Here is a 22,672-nt window from a genome sequence, read left to right on the forward strand (position 1 = left end):
GGGCCAGTCAACTGGCTCTACGACAAACTCCGATGGAAACATAGACTGACGTTCGATGACAAGCCGCTTGGATGGCCAGGACAATGGCTGTTACATATTCCCGCCGCTTCAGGTCAGGAATTAACCGCCGACGATGGCCATTCGGAAAAATTTCAGCAGATCGACTTTGAATTGCTCGGGTTTGACGCTGGCTTCAATTTCATCGGCATGACGGCTGTCGGACAGATCGACGTCGACCACCGGCACATGCTGACGCAGCTTGGCGTTGTAGAACACTTTGACGACCGGCCGCAGCGGTTGCGCCAGATTGCTCTTGATGATGACGCCGAGCCGCTGACTCTTCAGCTTGACCATGGTGCCGACCGGATGCACACCGATAGCGCGAATGAAGTCGGTAACCAGTTCGCCATCGAAATGGGTGCCGCTGTCCTGACGCAGAATTTTGAACGCGACGACACTCTGCGAACTGTCCTTGTAAACACGGGTCGCGGTAATGGCGTCATAACAATCTACGATGCCAGCCATGCGGCCCTCGCGGGAAATGTTCTCACCGGCCAGGCCATACGGATAGCCACTGCCATTGAAGCGCTCATGATGCTCGGCCACAACGCGCAACATCATTGGCGTCACACCCGGTGTCGACTTCAACACCTCGATACCGTATTCGACATGACGTTTCATTTCGGTGAACTCATCGTCGCTCAAACGACCCGGCTTGCTCAGCACCGCATCCGGCACTTTGATTTTGCCGATGTCGTGCATCATCGCACCGGTGGCGAGCTCATGGATTTCGGCTTCGTTGAATCCGAGATAACGAGCAAATATCGTCATCAGAATGGAAACGTTGATCGAGTGCTCAAGCAGATAAGCGTCTTTATCGCGCATACGGGAAACGCAGAGCAACGCATCCTTGTTGCGAAATACCGACTGCATGATGCCGCTGGTCAGTTGCTGCATCGGGCCGACTTCAATCGGCCTACCGGCCTGCAAATTACGAAACGCTTTCGACTGCAAATCGCGAGCTTCACCATAGAGCTTTGAGGCATGACCAATTTCGGCTTCGAAGCTGACTTTGGGCGCCAAGCGTGACAAGGGATCATCGGTTAGTGTTGTTGCTGGCGTTGGTTCAGCAGCGGAGGCAGGTTGCGCAGGGGTCATATCGACACTGCGGGCCGGATCAACCATCACTTCCAACACGCCCTTGCGGCGCAGATGTTCCAGGGCTTGAGGCGTGCGCACCAAGCCTTCGTTGGCGAGAATCGTATCGCCGGTTTGGCGCAAGACTCCGACCACGTACATACCCAACTGCAAGTCTTCGATTTTTACCGGCTTCAACATCTTTGCTATGACTTTCCGCGCACGAACCCGAATAACCTTAGCAAAGAATCGGCAAAATGCTGGTCAGGCGAATCAAAAAAACGGCGCCGAAGCGCCGTTTTTTTTTCTTGGAACCGCTTTTTAGGACAATTTGTCCAGTTCGCTCGAAAGCTCCGGAATCACCTTGAACAAATCGCCAACGAGACCGTAATCGGCCACCGAGAAAATCGGCGCCTCTTCGTCCTTGTTGATGGCAACGATGACTTTCGAATCTTTCATACCGGCCAAATGCTGAATGGCGCCGGAAATACCGACAGCGATATAGAGCTCTGGCGCAACGATTTTGCCGGTCTGGCCGACCTGGTAATCGTTCGGTACAAAACCGGCATCGACGGCCGCACGCGAAGCGCCGACAGCGGCGCCGAGCTTGTCGGCCAACGCTTCCAGCATCTTGAAGTTCTCGCCATTCTGCATACCACGGCCACCGGAGATGATCACTCGGGCCGAGGTCAATTCCGGGCGCTCGGAAACGGTCAATTCCTGAGCGACGAACTCGACGCCTTTGGCGCTAACGCTGGCACTGACGGCTTCCACCGCTGCCGATCCGCCTTCTGCGGTCACCGCGTCAAAGCCGGTGCTGCGCACGGTGATGACCTTGATGGCATCGCTGCTCTGCACGGTGGCAACGGCATTGCCGGCGTAAATCGGGCGCTGGAAGGTATCGGCAGAGACCACCGCCTGAATATCGGAAATCATCTGAACATCAAGCAGTGCCGCGATGCGGGGAGCCAGATTTTTTCCAAACGTTGTCGAGGGCGCCAGCACATGGCCATAGTTTTTCGCCAGCTCAACGACAACCGGGCTCAGGGCCTCAGCGGTAACGTGTTCCAGCGCGGCATCATCGAGCACCAGCACTTTGGCAACGGCTGGCACCTGTTTGGCGGCCTCGGTCACGGCGCTCAATTCCTTGCCGGCGACCAGCAAATGAATATCGCCGCCAATTTTTTCTGCTGCCGCCAGTGTGTTCAGTGTCGAAGCAGCGAGTTTACCTTTGCCGTGTTCGGCAATAACCAATACGCTCATTTAGATCACCTTCGCTTCGTTGTGCAGCTTGTTGACCAGCTCCTGTACCGAAGCCACTTTGACGCCTGCCTGACGCGCTGCGGGCGGTTCTACTTTCAGGGTTTTCACACGCGGCGCGATATCGACGCCGAGATCGGCAACCGATAGCTTGTCGAGCTTTTTCTGCTTGGCTTTCATAATGTTCGGCAGCGAAGCGAAACGCGGCTCATTCAGGCGCAAATCGGTGGTGATGACCGCTGGCAAATCCAGCTTCAGCGTTTCCAAACCACCATCAATTTCACGGACAACGGTCGCTTTGCCGCCTTCGATAGCCACTTTCGACAGGAACGTGCCCTGCGGCCAACCCAGCAGGCCCGCGAGCATCTGCCCTGTCTGATTGTTGTCACCATCGATCGATTGTTTGCCGAGCAGCACCAGTTGCGGCTGCTCTTTTTCGACAATCGCTTTCAGCAGCTTAGCGACGGCCAGCGGCTCCAATTCGCTTGCTTCTTCGATATGAATGGCTCGGTCGGCGCCGAGCGCCAACGCCGTGCGTAACGTCTCCTGGCTGGTGGCCGGGCCCGCTGACACCACAATGATTTCGCTGGCGGCGCCTTTTTCTTTCAAACGCACCGCTTCTTCCACGGCGATTTCGCAGAACGGGTTCATCGCCATCTTCACGTTCGCGGTTTCCACACCACTGCCATCAGCCTTGACTCGGGCCTTGACGTTGGCATCGATTACCCGCTTGACCGCTACTAGAATTTTCATGCCTTACCTCGTAGCTTTATAATCGACCGTTTCCAATCGTGCTTGCTTCATGCAAATGAGGGTCGCGATCTTCCATGACCTGTACGCTGGGGTCAATGTTAGTGGTCAAGAAAACCATCTCCGGAGCAGAAAATGACAAGAGAAAGTATGGAATTTGATGTCGTCATCGTTGGCGGCGGCCCCGCAGGCCTCGCCTCGGCGATACGTCTGCGCCAGTTAAGTGAGCAGCATGGCCAGGACATCAGCGTCTGCGTCGTCGAAAAAGGCTCCGAAATCGGCGCGCATATTCTGTCCGGCGCAGTATTCGAACCGCGCGCGCTGAATGAATTGCTGCCTAATTGGAAAGAACTCGGCGCACCACTGAATACGCCGGTTTCCGATGAGGAGTTTCTGTTTTTGTCAGAAAAGAGCTCCTGGTCGTGGCCGACCTCGTTGCTGATTCCACAGCAGCGCAATCATGGCAATTACATCATCAGCCTTGGCAATCTCTGCCGCTGGCTCGGTCAACAGGCCGAAGCGATGGGCGTCAACGTGTTTCCGGGCTTCGCGGCCAGCGAAGTGCTTTACCATGACGATGGTTCGGTTGCCGGCATCGCCACCGGCGACATGGGTGTCGCTCGCGATGGCACACACAAGAGCACCTATCAACCGGGTTATGAATTACGCGCCAAATACACGCTGTTCGCCGAAGGTTGTCACGGCCATCTTGGCAAACACTTGATCAAAAAATTCAATCTGCGCGAAGGCAAAGATCCGCAGCATTACGGCATCGGCCTGAAAGAACTCTGGGAGGTGCCAGCTGAGCAACACAAACCGGGACTGGTCGTGCACAGCGCCGGCTGGCCGCTGGATAGCGGCACCTATGGCGGCTCGTTTCTTTATCATCTGGAAAACAATCAAATCGCGGTCGGTTTTGTCATTGGCCTTGGTTATACCAATCCGTACCTGTCGCCATACGACGAATTCCAACGCTTCAAGACTCACCCGGCAATTGCCAAACATCTGCAAGGCGGCACACGTATTTCTTACGGCGCCCGGGCCTTGAACGAAGGTGGCTTGCAATCGCTGCCGAAATTGTCATTCCCAGGCGGTTTACTGATTGGTTGTGATGCCGGCTTTTTGAACCTGCCGAAGATCAAGGGCAGTCACACCGCGATGAAATCCGGTATGCTCGGCGCCGAAGTGGTGTTCAACGCACTGAAAGCCGACAAGCAGCACGCCGATCTGACCGAAATGCAAACTGCATTCGAACAGAGCTGGGTCCATGAGGAATTGTATCGGGCCCGCAATACCTACCCAGCGTTCCATAAATGGGGACTTTTGGGCGGCGTCATGTTTACCGGCATCGATCAGCTGTTGTTCCGGGGCAAACTGCCGTTTACCTTGCGCGTGCCGAAACCGGATCATGAAATGCTGACGCTGGCCTCGCGCGCGAAAAAAATCGTTTACCCAAAACCGGACGGCGTGCTGACCTTCGACAAACTGTCGTCGGTGTATATCTCCAACACCAATCACGAGGAAGATCAGCCTTGCCACCTGCAGCTGAAAGATCCATCGATTCCGATCGATCACAACCTGGCGTTATACGATGAACCCGCGCAACGCTACTGCCCAGCAGGCGTGTATGAAGTGGTGCGTGAAGAAGGCAAAGCGCCACGCTTCCAGATCAACGCACAAAACTGCGTACACTGCAAAACCTGCGATATCAAAGATCCGAAACAGAATATCCAATGGGTAACACCGGAAGGCACCGGTGGACCGAATTACCCGAACATGTAAAACAAAAAGGGCGCCGCTGGCGCCCTTTTTGTTACTTCGATTCGTTCAAATTTTACGTCGACGCCAGAACAGCATCGGCAGGGCCAACAACGCGGTAAACCCGCTAACGCTTCCGGCTTCGTTTTTGTCTTCAAACGGCGGTGGCTCCGGGCAGGCAACTGGCGGTGTCGTGTCGCTGCTTGGACGCAGTAAAAATGCACGGGTCAAATTGCCTTTGGTACCATAGCCGACAATCTCGCCGTTTTCGTTGACGGACTGGGCACTGACCAGATGCCAGCGCTGTGACACATCAGCATTGCAATCAATCAGATCGTTGAGATTTTGCATCACTGGCGTCGACGCATTCAATTCATAAAGAAAGGCGCTGTGGGTAGAGCCCGTTGTCGCGGAACGCGCTGTACCAACCACCTGACCCAGGTTATTGATGTCGTAAGCAGCACTGGAATTAAAGCGCTCGACCAGTTGCCCAAGATCGACAACGGGATTGGACGAATCACCTGGTTGAAACACCACGGCGTTGATCTTGGTGTTATCGGCGTTCCAGGAGTATCCGGCAATTTGACTGTGGTCGTTCACCGCGTATGCCTGGGCCTGAATGCCGCCAAGACTGGTTAATTCAATGGCGACTGTTGGGTCAGCCAAATTAACCATTAGTGGCCGCGATGTGCTGGCATCAAACTGGTTGAAACCTACTGCTTTACCCGCCACCGAGTTGACTCCACGCAGGACCAAGCCCTGACCACCGCTGAGCGCATTGACCAGAACTGGTTCGCTAGCGCCGGCCGGTAAAATGTATCCACGAGTAATTTGCGCGTTATCGATTGTTACATCAACGGCGCCGACGATGGTTTCGTCCAGCGCGATGTCATAAGCGCGCATATTCTGGGTTGGCAGCGCTGGTGTTGGCAGCATCTCCATTGCCGATCCTGGTACGACTTTGAAGCCACGTTCAAGAATGGTTTCGACACCGGTTTCGGAAGTTGCCGTTACTTTGTTTGCGTAGCCGACCACCAAACCACTGTCGCTGATCGCTCGAGCATAGGAACCATCCTTGCCGAGATTGCCCAAATCACTAATCATCGGCGTGGCATTGCCATTCCAAATAAAGGCGTGATTGGAAAATTGCCGAACATTATCAACTACTGGACCTTGGGCATTCCCGACAGCATGTCCTTGATTGTTCAAACCAAATGCGAACGCGTAGTCGCCGCCCAAAGTACCCAAATCGATCACATCATATTTTGTTGCCGCATGGCATGAAGCACCAGCCACCAAAGCCGCCAAAGCGGTGATACGTAACAGCATTTATCAAATTCCGATCATTATTCTGCGTCAGGCTGGCGGGACGGATGCGCATCGGCAAACGCCGCCAGGGCATTACAGGTTTCGAATACGCGCATCAGGTGCGGATAAGGACTCATATCACAGTTGAATCGCTGCGCATTGAATACCTGGGGTATCAAACAGACATCGGCCAACGTCAGTGGTTCCCCGAAGCAATACGGGCCACTGGGCTGACGGCGGGCGATATCGGCTTCCAGCGCCGAAAAGCCTTCGGCGATCCAGTGCTGATACCAGGCAAGCTTGGCATCCTCGCTTAAACCGGCGCTGCCGGTCAAATACTGCAGCACCCGCAGATTGTTCAGCGGATGGATTTCGCAGACGATATGCAGCGCAAACGCTCGCACTTGCGCGCGCAACAGAGGATCGGCCGGCAATAATGCCGGCTTCGGATGGGTTTCTTCCAGGTATTCGAGAATGGCCAAAGATTGACCAATGACGGCGCCATCGACTTCCAATGCTGGCACCAAACCCTGCGGGTTGGCGTCTTTATAGGTGGCTTGCCGGTGCTGACCGCCATCCTTGACCAGATGGACGCCAAACGTTTCGTACGGCAGGCCTTTCAGGTTCAGTGCAATGCGAACCCGGTAGGCCGCCGACGAGCGAAAATAACTGTAGAGTTTCAATGCGGGATTCCGGCCTGATTGAATCAGGCCGGATTATACGCTTTAACCACTTGATCGATGGTGCCGAAAATCGACTGGCCATCGGCATCATGCATTTCGATACGCACCCGCTCACCAAAACGCAGGAACGGCGATTTTGCCTGGCCCTGCAGAATGGTTTCAACGGTGCGCACTTCGGCGATGCAGGAATAACCCAAGCCTCCTTCGCTGACCGGTTTGCCAGGGCCGCCTTCCGGATCCCTGTTCGACACCGTGCCGGAACCGATGATGCAGCCCGCCCCCAATGGCCGGGTTTTCGCGGCGTGAGCAATCAGCGTCGGGAAATTGAAGGTCATGTCGACGCCGGCATTCGGCTTGCCCATCAGTTCATCATTGCGATAAGTCAGCAAAGGCAAATGCAATTTTCCATCGCGCCAGGCATCACCAAGTTCATCCGGCGTCACCGCCACCGGCGAGAACGCGCTTGACGGCTTGCTCTGGAAAAAGCCGAAACCTTTGGCGAGTTCAGCTGGAATCAAACCGCGCAGCGACACGTCATTGACCAACATGATCAAACGAATGTGCTTCGCGGCCTGTTCGGCACTGACCCCCATCGGTACATCCGAAGTGACAACAGTAATTTCCGATTCCATATCGATGCCGTAGTCTTCGGAAGCCATGACGATCGGATCCCGTGGCGCCAGGAAGGTATCGGAGCCGCCCTGGTAAATCAGCGGATCGGTCCAGAATGACGGTGGCATTTCCGCACCGCGTGCTTTGCGCACCAGTTCAACGTGATTGACGTACGCCGAACCGTCCGCCCATTGATAGGCACGCGGCAACGGCGAATGGCAGTGGCTCTGATCAAACTTTTGCGCATCGCTGCGTTTGCCAGCATTCAACTCGTCTGAAACGACGCGCACTTTTTCAATCAGCGCATCCCAGTTGTCGAGCAAGGCTTGCAGTGTCGGCGCGATTTGTGGAATCGCAACGCATTGGCTCAACTGCCGATTGACGACGACCAACTGACCGTCACGGGTACCGTTTTTTAGGGTGGCAAATTTCATTAAGGTCTTCTCTCAATATCCGCTAGTTGCATTAATCTTCACGACTTTCATCGAAGCTATTAGGCAATCAGACTGCGTTTTACCATACACATGTTCGGCAAGCTCTTTCCTCAGTCGATTAAAGAGCATGTGTTGCCCATCAACGTATTCGACTCGCCCCACATTTCCCAGCGAGTCTGAAAAATGCAGTTTGACGGACAACTCTTGCTCTTTGTAAACGTCCGAACTGAGCGCCAGCTTTGTATTGGCAAACTCAACTTTTGTCGGCGCTCCGTCACAGGTGAAGTAGCGAATCGCAACCGTCGTATCGTCATGCAGACAGGCCAGTGATGGCCCTGCCAGCATGCTCAGAATAACGACTACGACTGACTTCATCACGCTTTGGTTTTCCAGCTATCGGCGTAAGCTTTCTGCTCAACACTGTTGGCGATTTCGCCTACCATCAGTGGGTCGCGGGTATCGACCATGACTGCGACTTCATCGGTTTCCTTGCGGGAAAACTTCTGCGCGGTCTGAAACGCTTTCGGGTGAGGGCCGTGAGTGAATCCACTCGGATGGAAGGTAATCATCTGCGGGCCGATATTGTCACGGCTGAAGAAATCTCCCATGTGATAGAAAATCACTTCATCGAAATCATCGTTGTTGTGATAGAACGGCACTTTCAACGCCCCCGGATCGCTTTCAATCGGGCGCGGCACAAAGGTGCAGACGACAAAACGGCCAGCCACCCAGGTGGTGTGTGCTGACGGCGGCAGGTGGTAACGGTGGCTCATCAACGGCCGGATATGACGCCAGTTGATGCGCACAACGGCCAAGTCGCCATGCCAGCCAATGGCATCGAGCGGGCTGTGCGGATAGGTCACCGTCGACACTTCATCGAGGCGCTTGATCAATACTTTCCAGCTACGGCTGTCGTTTTGCTGGGCCAGGAATGGTTCGTCAATGGCCGGTACATCGAGCATCGCCGGGTCGAAAATTGCCTGCGGGCCGACCAGACCTTTTTCCGGTAATTGGTAGGAGTCATTGGTCGCTTCGACCATCAGCATCGTGATTGGGCTTTTCACTTCCAGGCGCCACATGCAGCCGCGTGGAATGATCACGTAATCACCTTCGCCTATCGTCAAACGACCGTAATCGGTGAACAGATCCGCTTCACCGGCGTGGACGAAAAACAGATCATCGCCATCACCATTACGGGCGAGGAAATCCATGTCCTTGTCGCAGCGCCAGTAACGCATTTTGCAGCTGGCGTTGTGCAGGAACAGCGGCGCCTGCCATGGACTTTCGGTGTTGATCGTCAGCTGCTTCAAATCAAACGCACGCGGACGCAATGGGCCTTCCCAGGAAGTCCATGCGGTCGGCGGATTCTTGTGATGAAAATGCGCCGTCGGGCCGAAAAAACCAGAGCGGCCGGCTTCCCGCTCATAAATCGCCTGCTCGGGAAAATCGGCATGGGCCTGACGCGAAATCGTGCCTTCACGATGTGGAAACTGAATCCACTTGCGCATGGTGTTAACTCCTTTGGAGATTGCGGACGCCGGACCGAATGCCCAGCATCAAAGCGCGGCGCTGGAAACTACGCTGAGTCGCCAGCGCCATGCAGAAAATCGGTTTAGCTGGCCATCTTTTCGCTGTCTTTCGGCGGGAACTTCGGTGCATGTAAACCGAGCGCTTTCGCCTCTTCGACTTTGGCCATGATGTCGGAATGGGCAACATCAAACAGTTGATGCAGCGATTCGATTTCGAAATACACCGGTTGCATGATGTCGATGCGATACGGCGTGCGCAGCACATCAACGACATCGAACGGACGGAATTCCGGCTTGTCGCTCATCGCGTATTCGGTTTCGCCAATCGACGAGATGATGCCGCCGCCATAGAGACGACGCCCTTGTGCGGTTCGCATCAAACCAAACTCGACGGTGAACCAATAAAGCCGCGCCAGGAAAACCCGGTCCTCTTTCGAGGCACTGAAGCCCAAGCGGCCATAAGTGTGGGTGAACTCGGCGAAATAGGGATTGGTCAGCATGGCGCAGTGGCCGAAAATCTCGTGGAAAATATCCGGCTCTTGCAGATAGTTCATTTCCTCACGGGTGCGGATGAACGTCGCACACGGGAATTTCTTTTGCTGTAGCAAATCAAAAAACGTCGAAAAATTAATCAGCGCTGGTACCCAAGCCACCTCCCAGCCGGTTTCCTTTTTCAGCACTTTCGACACTTCGTGCAGCTGCGGAATGCGGTCGTGCGGCAGATTCAGCAGCTCCAGACCATGCAGGTACTCGTCGCAAACCTTGCCCTTGATGGCCGGCAGCTGGCGGGTGATCAACTCATTCCAAATCTGGTTTTCTTCGTCGGTCCAGTGAATGATGCCTTGCTCATCCATGGGTTTGGCAACGTACTTCGTACCTTTGCTCATGACACGCTCCGCGGCTGTTCCGTCAGCAAAAAAAAGCAGCGTTTTCGCCTTGGCCGACGGGATATTTGCACCTATTATCAAGTTTGGGTGCGAGCAGCGTAAAGGACAAACTTTCGAAGATGATGATTGGATATTTTTATCAAATCATCAAAACTCGATAGCTTTATTCGATAGTCTGCCCGCGCCAGTGGTATTAGTCAGAGTTGTGCCGGGGTTCCGAAGTTTCACCATGAAATCACTGATCGTACTGTTCTGCTGCAGTCTGGTCGCGTTTGTTGCAAACGCCGGTTCGCCCTCGCCAGAGCAGAATGAAGCCCAGCGCAAGCTGTTCCGGCAACTGGAAGCGAAAATCGACAGCCAGCCGCAAGCGCTCGCTGAGCACAGCGGCCAGCTTCAGAATTACCCGCTGCTACCCTATCTGGAAGCCGCCGTTCTCAGTCAGCGCCTGCATCGAACCTCGCCCGAAGAGCTGGCGAGTTTTATCGCCAATCACCAACCTGCACCATTTGCCGAGCAATTGCGGCTGCAATGGCTGCGCTCGCTGAAAGCCCGCCAACTCGATGACACGTTTCTTGAGCACTATCAACCGACTCGTGACGACAGCCTGCGCTGCCACTACCTGAATCTGGCCGGCAAACGCTCTGCCACGCGCAGCAAAGCCTTGCAGGAATTCCATGAATGGTGGTTGTCAGGCGAAGACATGCCGGCCGATTGCCGTCCGATTGAAAAGCTCTGGCAGGAATTCGGCGGTAAAACACCTGAGCTGCTCTGGCAACGTATTGAGCAAGCGATACGCCACGGCAAACCGGCGACCGCGCTGGCGCTAAAAAAAGACCTGCCGAAAATCGAGCAGGCTGCAGTCGACTACTGGCTGCAGGTGCGGCAAAACCCTGGCCTGATTGCCCGCCCGCACAAACACAGCTACCCGGACGAACTGGAATATCGCATCAAAGCGTACGGGCTTGAACGCCTCGCCTGGCGAGACCGCGACGTGGCGTTGAACCATTACCAGCAAGTCGCCACCGATGAGCAATTCCCGAATCCGCTGCGCGTCCAGGTACAGAAAACTTATGCGCTGGCATTAGCGAGCGCCGCCCACCCGGCCGGCACCGGCTTTCTGGCGGCGATACCACAGGATGCACGCGATGAGCGCATCGATAGCTGGCGCATTGTCGATGCCCTGCGCCGATTGAATTGGGACGATACCGATTACTGGCTGAGCCAGCTTGACGCGAAAACCGCCGAGCAGGCCCGCTGGCGTTATTTCTCCGGCAAGAGCGCTGCCGCCCAGGGCCGTAGCGGACATGCCAGCGCCGTCTGGCAACCGCTGGCATCAGAATCTTCTTACTACGGCTTTCTGGCCCGCGCCCAGATTGGTTTGAATGGCAAGCCGACCGCGCCAGCGCTAGAGGTTTCTGCAAAAACGCTGGCGGCGATGCGCGAGCACTCCTCGATTCGGCGTGCCCAGGAATTGCTGGCGCTGTCGCGCACGATTCAGGCCCGGCGCGAATGGCAGGCGATGCTGCCGACATTGCAACCGAGCGAAGCGCAAGCTGCTGCCATGATCGCGCACGAATGGGGCTGGGATGACCGGGCCATTTTCTCGCTGGCAAAAGCGCCGGTTGAGGGCGCTTGGGATGTGCGTTTCCCGCTGCAGCATCGCGATCGCATCGCGCTGGAAACGGAAAAACATGCATTGGACCCGACCTGGGCCTTTGCCATTACCCGTCAGGAATCCGCGTTCATGAGCGATGCCAAATCACCGGCCGGCGCCATGGGTCTAATGCAATTGATGCCAGCGACCGCTCAGATGACGGCAAAAAAACACCGTATTGCCTATCGTGGCCAGCATGACCTGATTCAACCGCACCAGAACATCCGGCTCGGCGTCGCTCACCTTGCGGATTTAATCGATCGCAACGAAGGCAATTTTGTTTACGCGACGGCGGCATATAACGCTGGCCAGGGCCGGGTCAATCGCTGGCGCGAGCAGTTCGGCGAGCTGCCGCTCGATATCTGGATTGAAACGATTCCGTACAACGAAACCCAGCAGTATGTAAAAAACGTCATGGCCTATTCGCTGATTTATTCTGGCCGCCTGGAACAACCCACCTCCGCCTTCGATTATCTGATCAGCCAGATTGGCGCACCGACCGCAACGATAAGCCCGGCGATCAATATCACGCCTTGATCGTTGCAAAGCTTGAAATCCCGAACAAAATCCCGTGAACTTGCCGGATGAATCTGGACAAGTTACTGGAACAACAGGTTTTGAACGACAAACACTGGCAGACGGCGCTGGCCGGCGAAAAAGAACAACCCTACTTTCAGCAGTTGATGCAGTTTTTGCAGCAGGAAAGACAGCAGGGACAAACTGTTTTCCCTCCAAAAGAGCGGATTTTTGCGGCGCTGCAAACCACGCCAATTGATGGCGTCAAAGTCGTCATTCTCGGACAAGACCCCTACCACGGAGCTGGCCAAGCCAATGGCCTGTGTTTCTCGGTCCATCGCGATATCGCCATTCCACCATCGCTGCAAAACATCTACAAAGAGTTGCAATCGGACTTGGGGTTAGCGCATCCCGGCCATGGCGACCTGTCAGCCTGGGCCGAACAGGGTGTGCTGCTGCTGAACACGGTGCTGACAGTGCGCGCTGGCCAGCCGCAATCGCACCAGAATCGTGGTTGGGAGACATTTACCAACCGGGTCATCAGCGCCGTCAACGAACGCTGCGAACACGTCGTGTTCATGCTCTGGGGCAAACCGGCACAAAGCAAAATGTCGATGATCGACAGCCGCCGTCATACCGTGCTGACGGCACCGCATCCTTCGCCGCTGTCGGCTCATAGAGGCTTTCTCGGCTGCAGGCATTTTTCTAAAGCCAACGCCGCACTGCAAAAGCACGGCCAAGCCCCAATCAACTGGGATTTGCGATGAAGCCCATGCTGTCGACAACAAAGCATCGACAGTCGCCTGGGTTTCGTTGATTATCGGAACCAGAAAGCGCGTTGAATGGCGCCAGACGGATGGGAGGCAGTAACGTTGGCGGGAGCAAGGCAGATCGGGACATGGATGGCGGCATGCTTGTGCATTCTGTGGCCAATGTTCAGCCATGCCAAATCCATCGCGCTGGTCTACAACAAAGAGCAAGCGGTTTTCGTCCAGTTTGCCGAAGCGCTTGCCGAGCCGCTTGCCACCCAAGGCCACACGCTAACGCTCATTCACCTGACCGATTACCTGCCGGCCACTAGCGACCGGAAACAGGCTTTCGATCTGACGCTGATTGCAGGCAATGAAGCGCTGCAAGTCGTGCGAGCAATGCCGCCGAATACGCCGATCTGGGCGATGCTGGTCAGTCGCGAAGCCTATCAGCAAAGCTTGCAAGCCTTGCAACGCGGTCATGCTCAAGTTTCGGCTATCTATCATGACCCGCCGCCGTTTCGGCAACTGGCGCTGGCCCAAAGACTGCAGCCCGGCATCCGCCAGGTCGGCTACTTGTACGGCCCTGCCCACGCTGACGAAGCGCAAATGCTGAGCCAGGCCGCCGAGAAACTGGGGCTGAGCGTCGTTGCGATGCCGGTCAGCACCACAGCAGATTTGCCGGCGACACTGATCTCGGTGCTGCAACGTTCCGATGTGCTGCTGGCCAATGCCGACCCGCAGATCTACAACAGCCAAACGATCAAAACCATTCTGACCGCGGCGTATCGTCAGGACAAAACCTTGATTGGCAGCTCACCGGCCTTTGTCAAAGCCGGCAGCCTGGCGACCACTTACACCCCCATTCATCAGATCGTCGACGAAGTGCTGCGGTTTACCAGCCGCTGGCAGAATGGTCACGCAGTGCAATTGCCACTGGCGCATTATCCAAGTGATTTCGAAGTGTTGGTCAAAACCGATGTTGCCCATTCACTGGGCTTGAATACACCCGGCGTCGATGAGCTGAAAAGACAGATTCAATTGATTGAACAACAAAATCGTTTCAACGCCGGAGCACAACCATGAACACCGGCCTGATCCGCACCCGCACCGCCATTCTCGGTTTGGTACCGACCATTGCAACGTTCCTGTTGCTGACATTTTATTTCGTTAACGCCCGGATCACCGATGTTGCCGATCAGCTGCAGCGTCGCGGTGAATTGATGGTCAAGCAATTGGCGCCAGCCGCCGAGTTTGGTGTCGTCATTGGCGATGCACAATTGCTGTCGCATCTGGTCGAGTCGGTGATTGCCGAAGAAGACGTCAACTTTGTCCGCATTGACAACGCCAGCGGCGTCACGCTGGTGTTCCGGCAGAAATCCTCGACCAGTCAATCAAGCGAAGGCCTGACGTTCAGCGCACCGATTCTGCAGCAGGAAATTCCGCTCGATACCTTTAATGATGCGTTAGCGATCGCTGGCAATCGCGCCGTGACGCGCCAGAAAGTCGGCGAGATCACCATTGGTCTGTCGCAAAAACAAACACAGGAACGTCAGCAAGCGATTATTCGGGTCGCGTTTATTCTGGGCTGCGTGGCGCTATTGATTTCCTCGCTGATTGCACAGTTCATCTCGCGTTCGATTTCGCGGCCCATTCAACGGCTGTCGAAAGCGCTGCGTCGCATCAGTGCTGGCGAATTTTCGGTGCGCGTGCCGACGGATTCCGGTGGTGAGCTAGGCATGCTGGAAAACGACGTCAACAAGATGACCGAGAACCTGCAAAAAGCGCAAGCGCTGGAACAGGAACACCGGGAAAGCCTGGAACGTTCACGCCAAGCCGCTGAATCAGCGAACCGGGCGAAAAGCCAGTTCCTCGCCAACGTCAGCCATGAATTGCGTACGCCAATGAACGGCACGCTCGGCATGTTGCAGTTGTTACAAGAAACACCGCTGACACCGTATCAGTCCGAGTTTGTCAGTACCGCCAACGAATCGACCGAGCACCTGCTGCGCATCATCAATGACATTCTCGATTTCTCGAAAATCGAAGACGGCAAACTGGTGCTGGAATCGATTTGGTTCAATCCGGAGCAACTGGTCAAACGCGCCATGAACGCCTTCCGCAGCGAAGCCCGTCTGCGCGAAATCGATTTGTTGTTTGAAAGCGCCGGCAACACCAAAGACACCGAGTTGCTCGGCGACCCGACCCGCTTGCGGCAAGTGATCGTCAATTTGATTGGCAATGCTGTCAAATTCACCGAGCAAGGTCATGTCCGGGTGCGCATTGTGCAGGAAAACATGGACCAGCATATGCAGATGTTCTCGGCCTATGTCGAAGACACCGGCATTGGTATTCCAGAAGAAAAGCTGGCGATCATTTTCGAAGCCTTTACTCAGGCCGATGGCTCAACCACTCGCAAACACGGCGGCACCGGTTTGGGTTTGTCGATTTGCAAGCAATTGGTCGCAATGATGAACGGTGAAGTGCGAGTCAAGAGCCGGCCCGGTGTCGGCTCGGTATTCTCGATACACATACCGATGCGCTATCGCGCCGCTACCGAATCGTCGCAACAAAAACCGGAAATCGACAAAGCACTGAAGCTCGAAGGCCGGGTGCTGTTGGTCGAAGACAATATCGTCAACCAAGCCGTTACGCGTGGCATGCTTAAACTACTCGGCCTGGAAGTCGATGCCGCCAACGATGGCGAAGCAGCGCTGTCGCTGCTGGCACGCAATCATTACGATTTGATTTTGATGGATTGCCAGATGCCGGGCATGGATGGTTTTGAAGCAACACGGCAATGGCGAATAACCGAGAAAGCCGAACAGCGCTACACGCCGATTATCGCGTTAACGGCCAACGCGATGCAGGGAGATAAGGAGCGCTGCCTCGCGGCCGGCATGGATGATTATCTGGCAAAACCCATTAACCGCGAGCAACTGAATCAAACCGTTGCTCGCTGGTTTGGTCGTTTCAGCGCAATGGACGTTGCATCGGCAGATAACGCAGCCCGTCATTGATTTGCCAGGTATCGCTAGGCTCAAAGCCATGGCGACGATAAAACGTTTCCGCCCTCACCGAGGAATTGACGGTAATCACCGACTGCGGCATTTGTTCGAATAATGCCTGTAACAGCACCGTTCCGATTCCGCTACCAACCTGTTCTGCCGCCACATACAAACTGAAAAGATGCGTCGGTGGCCGCAACATCAGAAAACCCGCCACACGGTCCTGCTGCTCAACGACAATTCCGAGCCAACCTTGCTGCAAGCGCGAAAGAAACTGCTGCGCGGTATGTTGCGTGCGCAAACGTTCCCGTGCCGGAGACCCGGCATCTGTTACCATTTGTTCAAGATGCGACAAAAAGATCCGCTCGAATACTGGCGCATCGGAAAACGTCGCGGAACGCAGCATAAGACTCATGCTTGCAACAGGACTTTCAATGTTGATTGATAACGTTGCCAGGCGGTTTCTTCATCGGCATGGCGGCCATCCGCAACAACTCGCTTGCCGGCAACAAACACATCGCGGACTCGAGCCGAATGACCAACGAACAACCAGTGATCCAGATGACGCGCATTCGGCACTGGCGAATCGCTGAGCTCTGATTCCTGCAATACAACAAAATCCGCCGAATGCCCGACCGCGATTGCGCCGGTTTTTCGCCCGGAAGCCAACGCGCCACCGCGCACCGCCCGACTATACAAATACTGACCGACGCTCTCCTCGGTGTTTGATAACACCGCCCGGCGCTGTGCCTGCAAACGGGCACCGTATTCCAACCAGCGCAATTCCTCAACCAATGAAACGGAAACATTGGAATCACTGCCGACACCAAAGGCGCCGCCTTCCTGACAGTAATTCGCGATAGGAAAAAGCCCATCGCCAAGATTGGCTTCGGTTGTTGTGCAAATGCCGGCCACGGCACCGGAACGGGCCAACGTTTGGCGCTCTTCTTCGTTGATATGCGTCGCATGCACCAAGCACCAGCGCCGGTTGACATCGAAACGGCGCTGTAACCATTGCACCGGCCGCTCGCCGCTGAACTGCAAACAATCCTGCACTTCCTGTTGTTGTTCGGCGATATGGATATGTACCGGCGCATTGTTGTCGAGCGCATCAATCATCGCCAACGCCTCGCGCAAGCTGTCTTCATCGACGGCACGCAAACTATGCGGCGCAATGCCGAGTTGGTGATGACTGTTGCGCACAGTTTTTTGCAGCGACTCCAGCAGTCGCTGATAACATTCCAGATCGTGAATGAATCGCTTTTGGCCCGGCTTGGGCGCTTGCTGGCCAAATCCTGCGTAGCGATACAACACCGGCAAATGCGTCAATGCGATACCGGACGCATTGGCGGCATTGACGATGCGTTGCGACATCTCGGCCGGGTCGGTAAACGCGTTGCCGTCGCGATCATGATGCAGATAGTGAAATTCGCAAACGCCAGTAAAACCGGCTTTCAACATCTCGATGTAAAGCCAGTGGGCAATGTGCTGCAATTGTTCTGGCGTGATGTTGGCGGCAAAGCGATACATCAGTTCACGCCAACTCCAGAAACTGTCCTGCTCGTGCTGTCTATACTCCGTCAAACCGGCCATCGCGCGCTGAAACGCGTGCGAATGCAGATTGGTCATGCCCGGTAGCAACACACCATCCAGCACTTGCGCACCATCAGCACTGCTGTTGCATTGCACTCCGTCGATCACGCCTTCGGCATTGACCTCAATGACGACATCACGTGCCCAGCCTTGCGGCAACAACGCGAGTTTGGCAAAAACTTTCATGGCAAGGATTCCTGTTAGAATGGCGATATTCTAATCGCAAATCGTTTATCGCATGCAGCTAACTCGCTACGTCAACGGTCGTTTTTGCACGATGCAAGGCAAAGACTATGGTCTCGTCGAAAACGGCGAAATGCAGGTCGCCGATGGCCGCATTCAGTATATTGGCGCAGCCAAAATGGCACCGGACAACGGCGGCGAACGCATTGATTTGCAAGGCGCACTGATCACACCCGGGTTGATCGATTGCCATACCCATCTGGTCTACGGCGGTCATCGCGCCAATGAGTTCGAAATGCGCCTGAATGGCGCCAGCTACGCCGACATTGCCAAAGCCGGAGGCGGCATTGTCTCCACCGTTGCCGCCACCCGTGCCGCCAGCGTCGAGATCTTGTTCGAGCAAGCCAGCAAACGCCTGAAGCACTGGCTGGCCGAAGGCGTCACGACGATTGAAATCAAAAGCGGTTATGGCCTCGATTTGGCCAGTGAACGAAAAATGCTGCAGGTGGCTACGCGACTTGGTGAGCAACATCCAATCAGCGTGCGCCGCACGTTTCTTGGCGCCCATGCGGTGCCACCGGAGTTTGCTGGCAAAGCCGATCAATACCTCGATTATTTGATTGATGAAGTATTACCGACACTACACCAAGAACGACTTGTTGATGCCGTCGATGTATTCTGCGAATCGATTGGTTTTAGTTGGGCGCAGAGTGAACGAATGCTGGAAGCAGCGCGGCGCCTTTCACTGCCGATAAAAATTCATGCCGAACAACTATCGAATCTGCAAGGAGCGAAAAAAGCCGCTGAAATGGACGCATTGTCTGCCGATCATCTGGAGTTTCTCAACCCGGTCGATGTGCCAACGTTGGCCAAACACGGTACCGTCGCTGTGCTGTTACCTGCCGCATTTTATTTTCTGCGTGAAACCAAACTGCCGCCGATGGAAGCACTGCGTCAGCACAAGGTACCAATCGCTTTGGCCTCCGACTCCAATCCCGGCTCGTCGCCGGCCGAATCGCTGCTGCTGATGTTGAATATGGCCTGCACGCTGTTCCGGATGACGCCACTCGAAGCGCTGCAAGGCGTCACCATTCATGCCGCAAAAGCGCTCGGTGCTGCAAATGAAATCGGCAGTCTGGAGCGCGGAAAGTTTGCCGATTTTGCTGTGTTCGATTGCCAACATCCGGCCGAGCTTAGCTATCGCATTGGCGCCAATTCCTGCATTGGCCGCGGCTATCGAGGCGCGTTTTCCTGGCGCTGACGGGTTTGCTCCTGACACTGACGCGTTCGCTCCTGGCGCTGATCTACTTGCTCAGCGCCGGATTGCCGACCAATAACAGCGCTTCGACGATTCGCTGCAACACCGGCATGATTTTGCTGGCGTTATTGTCATGCCACTGCAGTGTCTTTTCGTCAAGATAAGTAATCTGCGATAACTCCAGTTGCAAGGCGTGCACATTACGCTCCGGCTGGCCGTAATGACGAGTGATGTAACCGCCTTTGAAGCGGCCATTCAGCACCTGTGTGTAGGGCGCGTAATCAATGTGCGCTAGCGGTTTGACCAGCGATTCCAGACAACTTTTGCCATCAGCATTACCGAAATTGATATCCGGTAAACGGCCTTGAAAAAACCGCGGCACTTCCGAGCGAATCGTGTGGGCTTCGAACAACAGCGCATAACCATGCTGCGCTTTGATGCGCGCCAGTTCATCAATAATCGCCTGATGGTAAGACTGCCAATACTTGCCGACACGCTCGGCGATTTCCGTTTCATCCGGCTGTTCACCGGGCTGGTAAATTGGCTCTTCGGCAAAAGTGCTGGTTGGGCATAGCTCGGTATTGTTGGCACCGGCATAAAGGATCTGGCCATCGGGCGCCCGGTTCAAATCGATGACGTAACGGGAGTAGCGCGGGTTCAGCATGCTGCAGCCGAGGTCTTTGGCAAATCCATACAATCGGTCGAGAAACCAGTCGGTATCGGCAACCCGGTGCGCGGCAGGCGTCATTCGCGCTTTCAGTTCGGCCGGGATCTCGGTGCCGTTATGTGGCATTGAAATCAACATCGGCACACTGCCCTGATGCAACGAGTAAATCGGATTCATGCATAGACCCCGTTGAGCTTTCGTTCGCCCTAGTATATCTTGTATATACAAGCATTCAAGGGCGAGGTTTCCGGTGTCGCAAAAACGCTATCAGTCAGTTATTCAGTACTTGAGCGACGGCATTGCCGCCGGCACCTGGCCCGTTGATGCGCAAGTGCCATCGGAGAACGAACTGGTCGCGATTTGCGGGGTATCGAGGATGACTGCCCGACGGGCACTGGAAGAATTGACCGAAGACGGCGTGTTGTACCGGGTTCAAGGCAAAGGCACGTTCGTGGCGCCGCCGAAAATGCAGGCCTCGTTCGTGCAGGTGCGCAATATCGCCGACGAGGTACGGGCGCTCGGCCAGTCCTATGCCAATCAAATCAAGCTGCTGCAGGCCGAAGTACCGCCGGCACAGGTCCGTGAATTGTTCCAACTGGAAGAACGGGCGCCTGCCTTCCATTCGATCATCCTGCACCTGGAAAACAAGCTGCCGGTGCAGCTCGAAGATCGTTGGGTGCACCCGAACGCGGTGCCGGAATACCTGCGCCAGGATTTTCAGCGCGAGACACCGAATGTCTACCTTTCCCGTGTAGCGCCGCTGACCGCCGCCGAGCACGTTATCGAAGCCCATTTGCCTGATTTGAAGTTGAAACGCGTGCTACAGCTTTCCGAGCTGGAAGCCTGCCTGGTCGTGCGCCGGACCACCTGGTCCGGACCGCAGGTGATCAGCTACGCGACCCTTTATCACCCGGGAACCCGTTACCGGCTGGCCGGTCGGATCGGCGTCTCCCCTAGCCAATCCACGATTCTGGAGGACATCCACGTATGACCGATCCCCGTTTCGACGCCAGCCGCGTCATCCGCGCCCCGCGCGGCAACGAGAAAACCTGCAAAAGTTGGCTGACCGAAGCTGCGCTGCGGATGCTGATGAATAATCTTGATCCAGACGTCGCCGAAAATTCGCAAGGTCTGGTCGTTTATGGCGGTATTGGCCGCGCGGCACGCAACTGGCAGTGCTACGACAAGATCATCGAGAGTCTGAGAAAACTCGGCGATGACCAGACGCTGCTGATCCAGTCCGGAAAGCCGGTCGGTATTTTCCCGACTCATAAAGACGCACCGCGGGTGCTACTGGCCAACTCGAATCTGGTGCCGAAATGGGCCAACTGGGAGCATTTCCACGATCTCGATAAAAAAGGCCTGATGATGTACGGCCAGATGACCGCCGGTTCCTGGATTTACATCGGCTCGCAGGGGATCGTCCAGGGCACCTACGAAACCTTCGTCGCGATGGGCAAGAAACATTTCGGTGGTGAACTCAAGGGTAAGTGGATACTCACTGGCGGTCTTGGAGGCATGGGCGGCGCCCAACCGTTGGCCGCGACCATGGCTGGTGCCTCGATGCTGGCAGTCGAATGCGATGAGTCACGCATCGACATGCGCCTGCGCACCCGCTACCTAGACCATAAATGCACCAGTCTCGACGAAGCGCTGAAGCTGATTCAAGAGGCCTGCAAGGCTGGAAAAGCCATTTCGGTCGGCCTGCTCGGCAACGCCGGAGAAGTCTTCCCGGAGCTGGTCAAGCGCGGCATCAAGCCGGATATGGTCACCGACCAGACTTCTGCCCACGACCCGTTGAATGGTTACCTGCCAATCGGCTGGTCGCTGGCCAAAGCCAAGGATCTGCGTCAAACCGATCCGGAAACGGTGATTCGCGAAGCCAAGAAATCGATGGCGATTCAGGTCGAAGCGATGCTGGCGTTCTCGAAACAAAACATCCCGGTCGTCGATTACGGCAACAATATCCGTCAGGTCGCGTACGATGAAGGCGTCAAAAACGCTTTCGATTTTCCGGGGTTTGTGCCGGCCTATATTCGACCGCTGTTCTGCCAGGGCATCGGCCCATTCCGCTGGGTGGCGCTGTCGGGCGACCCGGAAGATATCTACAAGACCGATCAGAAAGTCAAAGAGCTGATCCCCGACAACCCGCACCTGCATAACTGGCTCGATATGGCGCGCGAGCGCATCGCGTTCCAGGGTTTGCCGGCGCGTATCTGCTGGGTCGGACTCGGCGATCGCCATCGCCTGGCCCTGGCCTTCAACGAAATGGTCCGCAACGGCGAGCTGAAAGCGCCTATCGTTATTGGTCGCGACCACCTCGATTCCGGCTCGGTCGCTTCGCCGAACCGTGAAACCGAAAGCATGCAGGATGGCTCCGACGCGGTTTCCGACTGGCCACTGCTGAACGCGTTGCTGAACACCGCCGGCGGTGCCACCTGGGTGTCGCTGCATCATGGCGGCGGCGTCGGCATGGGTTATTCGCAACACTCTGGAGTCGTCATCGTTTGCGATGGCACTGAGGACGCCGACAAACGTCTGGCGCGGGTGCTGTGGAATGACCCGGGCACCGGCGTCATGCGTCATGCCGATGCCGGTTACGACATTGCTTTGGCCTGCGCGAAAGACAAAGGCCTGGATTTGCCGGCAATTCTGGATTGAAGCATTGGTGGTCGGTGAGCGATTA

Annotated in this window: 20 protein-coding genes; 8 read left to right on the forward strand and 12 right to left on the reverse strand. The window is 55.6% G+C overall.

Features of this window, described 5'->3' with window-relative positions:
• Positions 1–120 precede the first annotated feature (120 nt).
• The 3 genes from E2H98_RS04240 to E2H98_RS04250 form a co-directional block, all read right to left on the reverse strand.
• Positions 121–1,338 (reverse strand): HD-GYP domain-containing protein, encoded by a 1,218-nt coding sequence (locus E2H98_RS04240; protein ID WP_133591623.1) that lies wholly within the window; start codon positions 1,336–1,338, stop codon positions 121–123.
• Between the two features lie 120 nt (positions 1,339–1,458).
• Positions 1,459–2,400 (reverse strand): electron transfer flavoprotein subunit alpha/FixB family protein, encoded by a 942-nt coding sequence (locus E2H98_RS04245; protein WP_133591621.1) that lies wholly within the window; start codon positions 2,398–2,400, stop codon positions 1,459–1,461.
• Entirely contained in the window at positions 2,401–3,150 is a 750-nt protein-coding gene (locus E2H98_RS04250) for an electron transfer flavoprotein subunit beta/FixA family protein (RefSeq protein WP_133591619.1), read from the reverse strand.
• Between the two features lie 132 nt (positions 3,151–3,282).
• On the opposite strand from E2H98_RS04250, the gene E2H98_RS04255 reads away from it, so the two are divergent.
• Positions 3,283–4,929, forward strand: coding sequence for an electron transfer flavoprotein-ubiquinone oxidoreductase (locus E2H98_RS04255; protein ID WP_133591617.1), 1,647 nt, complete (start codon positions 3,283–3,285; stop codon positions 4,927–4,929).
• Between the two features lie 45 nt (positions 4,930–4,974).
• On the opposite strand, the gene E2H98_RS04260 is transcribed toward E2H98_RS04255, so the two are convergent.
• The 6 genes from E2H98_RS04260 to phhA form a co-directional block, all read right to left on the reverse strand.
• Positions 4,975–6,234: a DUF3466 family protein gene (locus E2H98_RS04260; RefSeq protein ID WP_133591615.1), complete on the reverse strand. Its 1,260-nt coding sequence runs from the start codon at positions 6,232–6,234 to the stop codon at positions 4,975–4,977.
• Between the two features lie 17 nt (positions 6,235–6,251).
• Positions 6,252–6,896: a maleylacetoacetate isomerase gene (gene maiA / locus E2H98_RS04265; RefSeq protein ID WP_133591613.1), complete on the reverse strand. Its 645-nt coding sequence runs from the start codon at positions 6,894–6,896 to the stop codon at positions 6,252–6,254.
• A gap of 23 nt (positions 6,897–6,919) precedes the next feature.
• Positions 6,920–7,942: a fumarylacetoacetate hydrolase family protein gene (locus tag E2H98_RS04270; RefSeq protein WP_133591611.1), complete on the reverse strand. Its 1,023-nt coding sequence runs from the start codon at positions 7,940–7,942 to the stop codon at positions 6,920–6,922.
• Between the two features lie 12 nt (positions 7,943–7,954).
• A complete protein-coding gene (locus E2H98_RS04275) occupies positions 7,955–8,320 on the reverse strand; it encodes a hypothetical protein (protein ID WP_133591609.1) in 366 nt (121 codons plus the stop codon).
• The gene (locus E2H98_RS04280; RefSeq protein ID WP_133591607.1) at positions 8,317–9,450 is read right to left on the reverse strand and encodes a homogentisate 1,2-dioxygenase; all 1,134 of its coding nucleotides are present in this window, start codon (positions 9,448–9,450) and stop codon (positions 8,317–8,319) included. The genes E2H98_RS04275 and E2H98_RS04280 overlap by 4 nt, the downstream gene beginning before the upstream one ends.
• 104 nt (positions 9,451–9,554) lie before the next feature.
• Positions 9,555–10,358, reverse strand: coding sequence for a phenylalanine 4-monooxygenase (gene phhA / locus E2H98_RS04285; RefSeq protein WP_133591605.1), 804 nt, complete (start codon positions 10,356–10,358; stop codon positions 9,555–9,557).
• A 229-nt stretch (positions 10,359–10,587) separates the two neighbouring features.
• Between phhA and E2H98_RS04290 the strand changes: the two genes are divergently transcribed.
• The 4 genes from E2H98_RS04290 to E2H98_RS04305 all read left to right on the forward strand — a co-directional run bounded on the left by E2H98_RS04290 (position 10,588) and on the right by E2H98_RS04305 (position 16,297).
• A complete protein-coding gene (locus tag E2H98_RS04290; protein ID WP_162848193.1) occupies positions 10,588–12,549 on the forward strand; it encodes a lytic transglycosylase domain-containing protein in 1,962 nt (653 codons plus the stop codon).
• A 47-nt stretch (positions 12,550–12,596) separates the two neighbouring features.
• Positions 12,597–13,295 (forward strand): uracil-DNA glycosylase, encoded by a 699-nt coding sequence (gene ung / locus E2H98_RS04295; RefSeq protein WP_133591601.1) that lies wholly within the window; start codon positions 12,597–12,599, stop codon positions 13,293–13,295.
• A gap of 147 nt (positions 13,296–13,442) precedes the next feature.
• Positions 13,443–14,363, forward strand: a complete 921-nt coding sequence (locus E2H98_RS04300) for an ABC transporter substrate-binding protein (protein WP_157591241.1) — start codon at positions 13,443–13,445, stop codon at positions 14,361–14,363.
• Complete coding sequence (locus E2H98_RS04305) at positions 14,360–16,297, forward strand: ATP-binding protein (RefSeq protein ID WP_133591597.1); 1,938 nt, start codon at positions 14,360–14,362, stop codon at positions 16,295–16,297. The genes E2H98_RS04300 and E2H98_RS04305 overlap by 4 nt, the downstream gene beginning before the upstream one ends.
• Here E2H98_RS04305 and E2H98_RS04310 read toward each other — a convergent pair.
• Together E2H98_RS04310 and E2H98_RS04315 are read right to left on the reverse strand one after the other, a co-directional pair.
• The gene (locus E2H98_RS04310; RefSeq protein WP_133591595.1) at positions 16,251–16,700 is read right to left on the reverse strand and encodes a GNAT family N-acetyltransferase; all 450 of its coding nucleotides are present in this window, start codon (positions 16,698–16,700) and stop codon (positions 16,251–16,253) included. The two genes, E2H98_RS04305 and E2H98_RS04310, sit on opposite strands and share 47 nt — an antisense overlap.
• Positions 16,697–18,064: a formimidoylglutamate deiminase gene (locus E2H98_RS04315; RefSeq protein WP_133591593.1), complete on the reverse strand. Its 1,368-nt coding sequence runs from the start codon at positions 18,062–18,064 to the stop codon at positions 16,697–16,699. Before E2H98_RS04315 ends, E2H98_RS04310 begins: the two co-directional genes overlap by 4 nt.
• Positions 18,065–18,116: 52 nt before the next feature.
• On the opposite strand from E2H98_RS04315, the gene hutI reads away from it, so the two are divergent.
• Positions 18,117–19,322, forward strand: a complete 1,206-nt coding sequence (gene hutI, locus E2H98_RS04320; RefSeq protein WP_133591591.1) for an imidazolonepropionase — start codon at positions 18,117–18,119, stop codon at positions 19,320–19,322.
• A gap of 43 nt (positions 19,323–19,365) precedes the next feature.
• Here hutI and hutG read toward each other — a convergent pair whose 3' ends face one another.
• Positions 19,366–20,163, reverse strand: coding sequence for an N-formylglutamate deformylase (gene hutG, locus E2H98_RS04325; protein ID WP_133591589.1), 798 nt, complete (start codon positions 20,161–20,163; stop codon positions 19,366–19,368).
• 73 nt (positions 20,164–20,236) lie between these two features.
• Between hutG and hutC the strand changes: the two genes are divergently transcribed.
• Both hutC and hutU read left to right on the forward strand, forming a co-directional pair.
• Positions 20,237–20,977: a histidine utilization repressor gene (gene hutC / locus E2H98_RS04330; RefSeq protein ID WP_157591242.1), complete on the forward strand. Its 741-nt coding sequence runs from the start codon at positions 20,237–20,239 to the stop codon at positions 20,975–20,977.
• Entirely contained in the window at positions 20,974–22,647 is a 1,674-nt protein-coding gene (gene hutU, locus E2H98_RS04335) for a urocanate hydratase (RefSeq protein ID WP_133591585.1), read from the forward strand. The genes hutC and hutU overlap by 4 nt, the downstream gene beginning before the upstream one ends.
• Positions 22,648–22,672: the final 25 nt, after the last annotated feature.

It is taken from the genome of Permianibacter aggregans (genome assembly GCF_009756665.1).
GTDB classification, from domain to species: Bacteria; Pseudomonadota; Gammaproteobacteria; order Enterobacterales; family Permianibacteraceae; genus Permianibacter; species Permianibacter aggregans.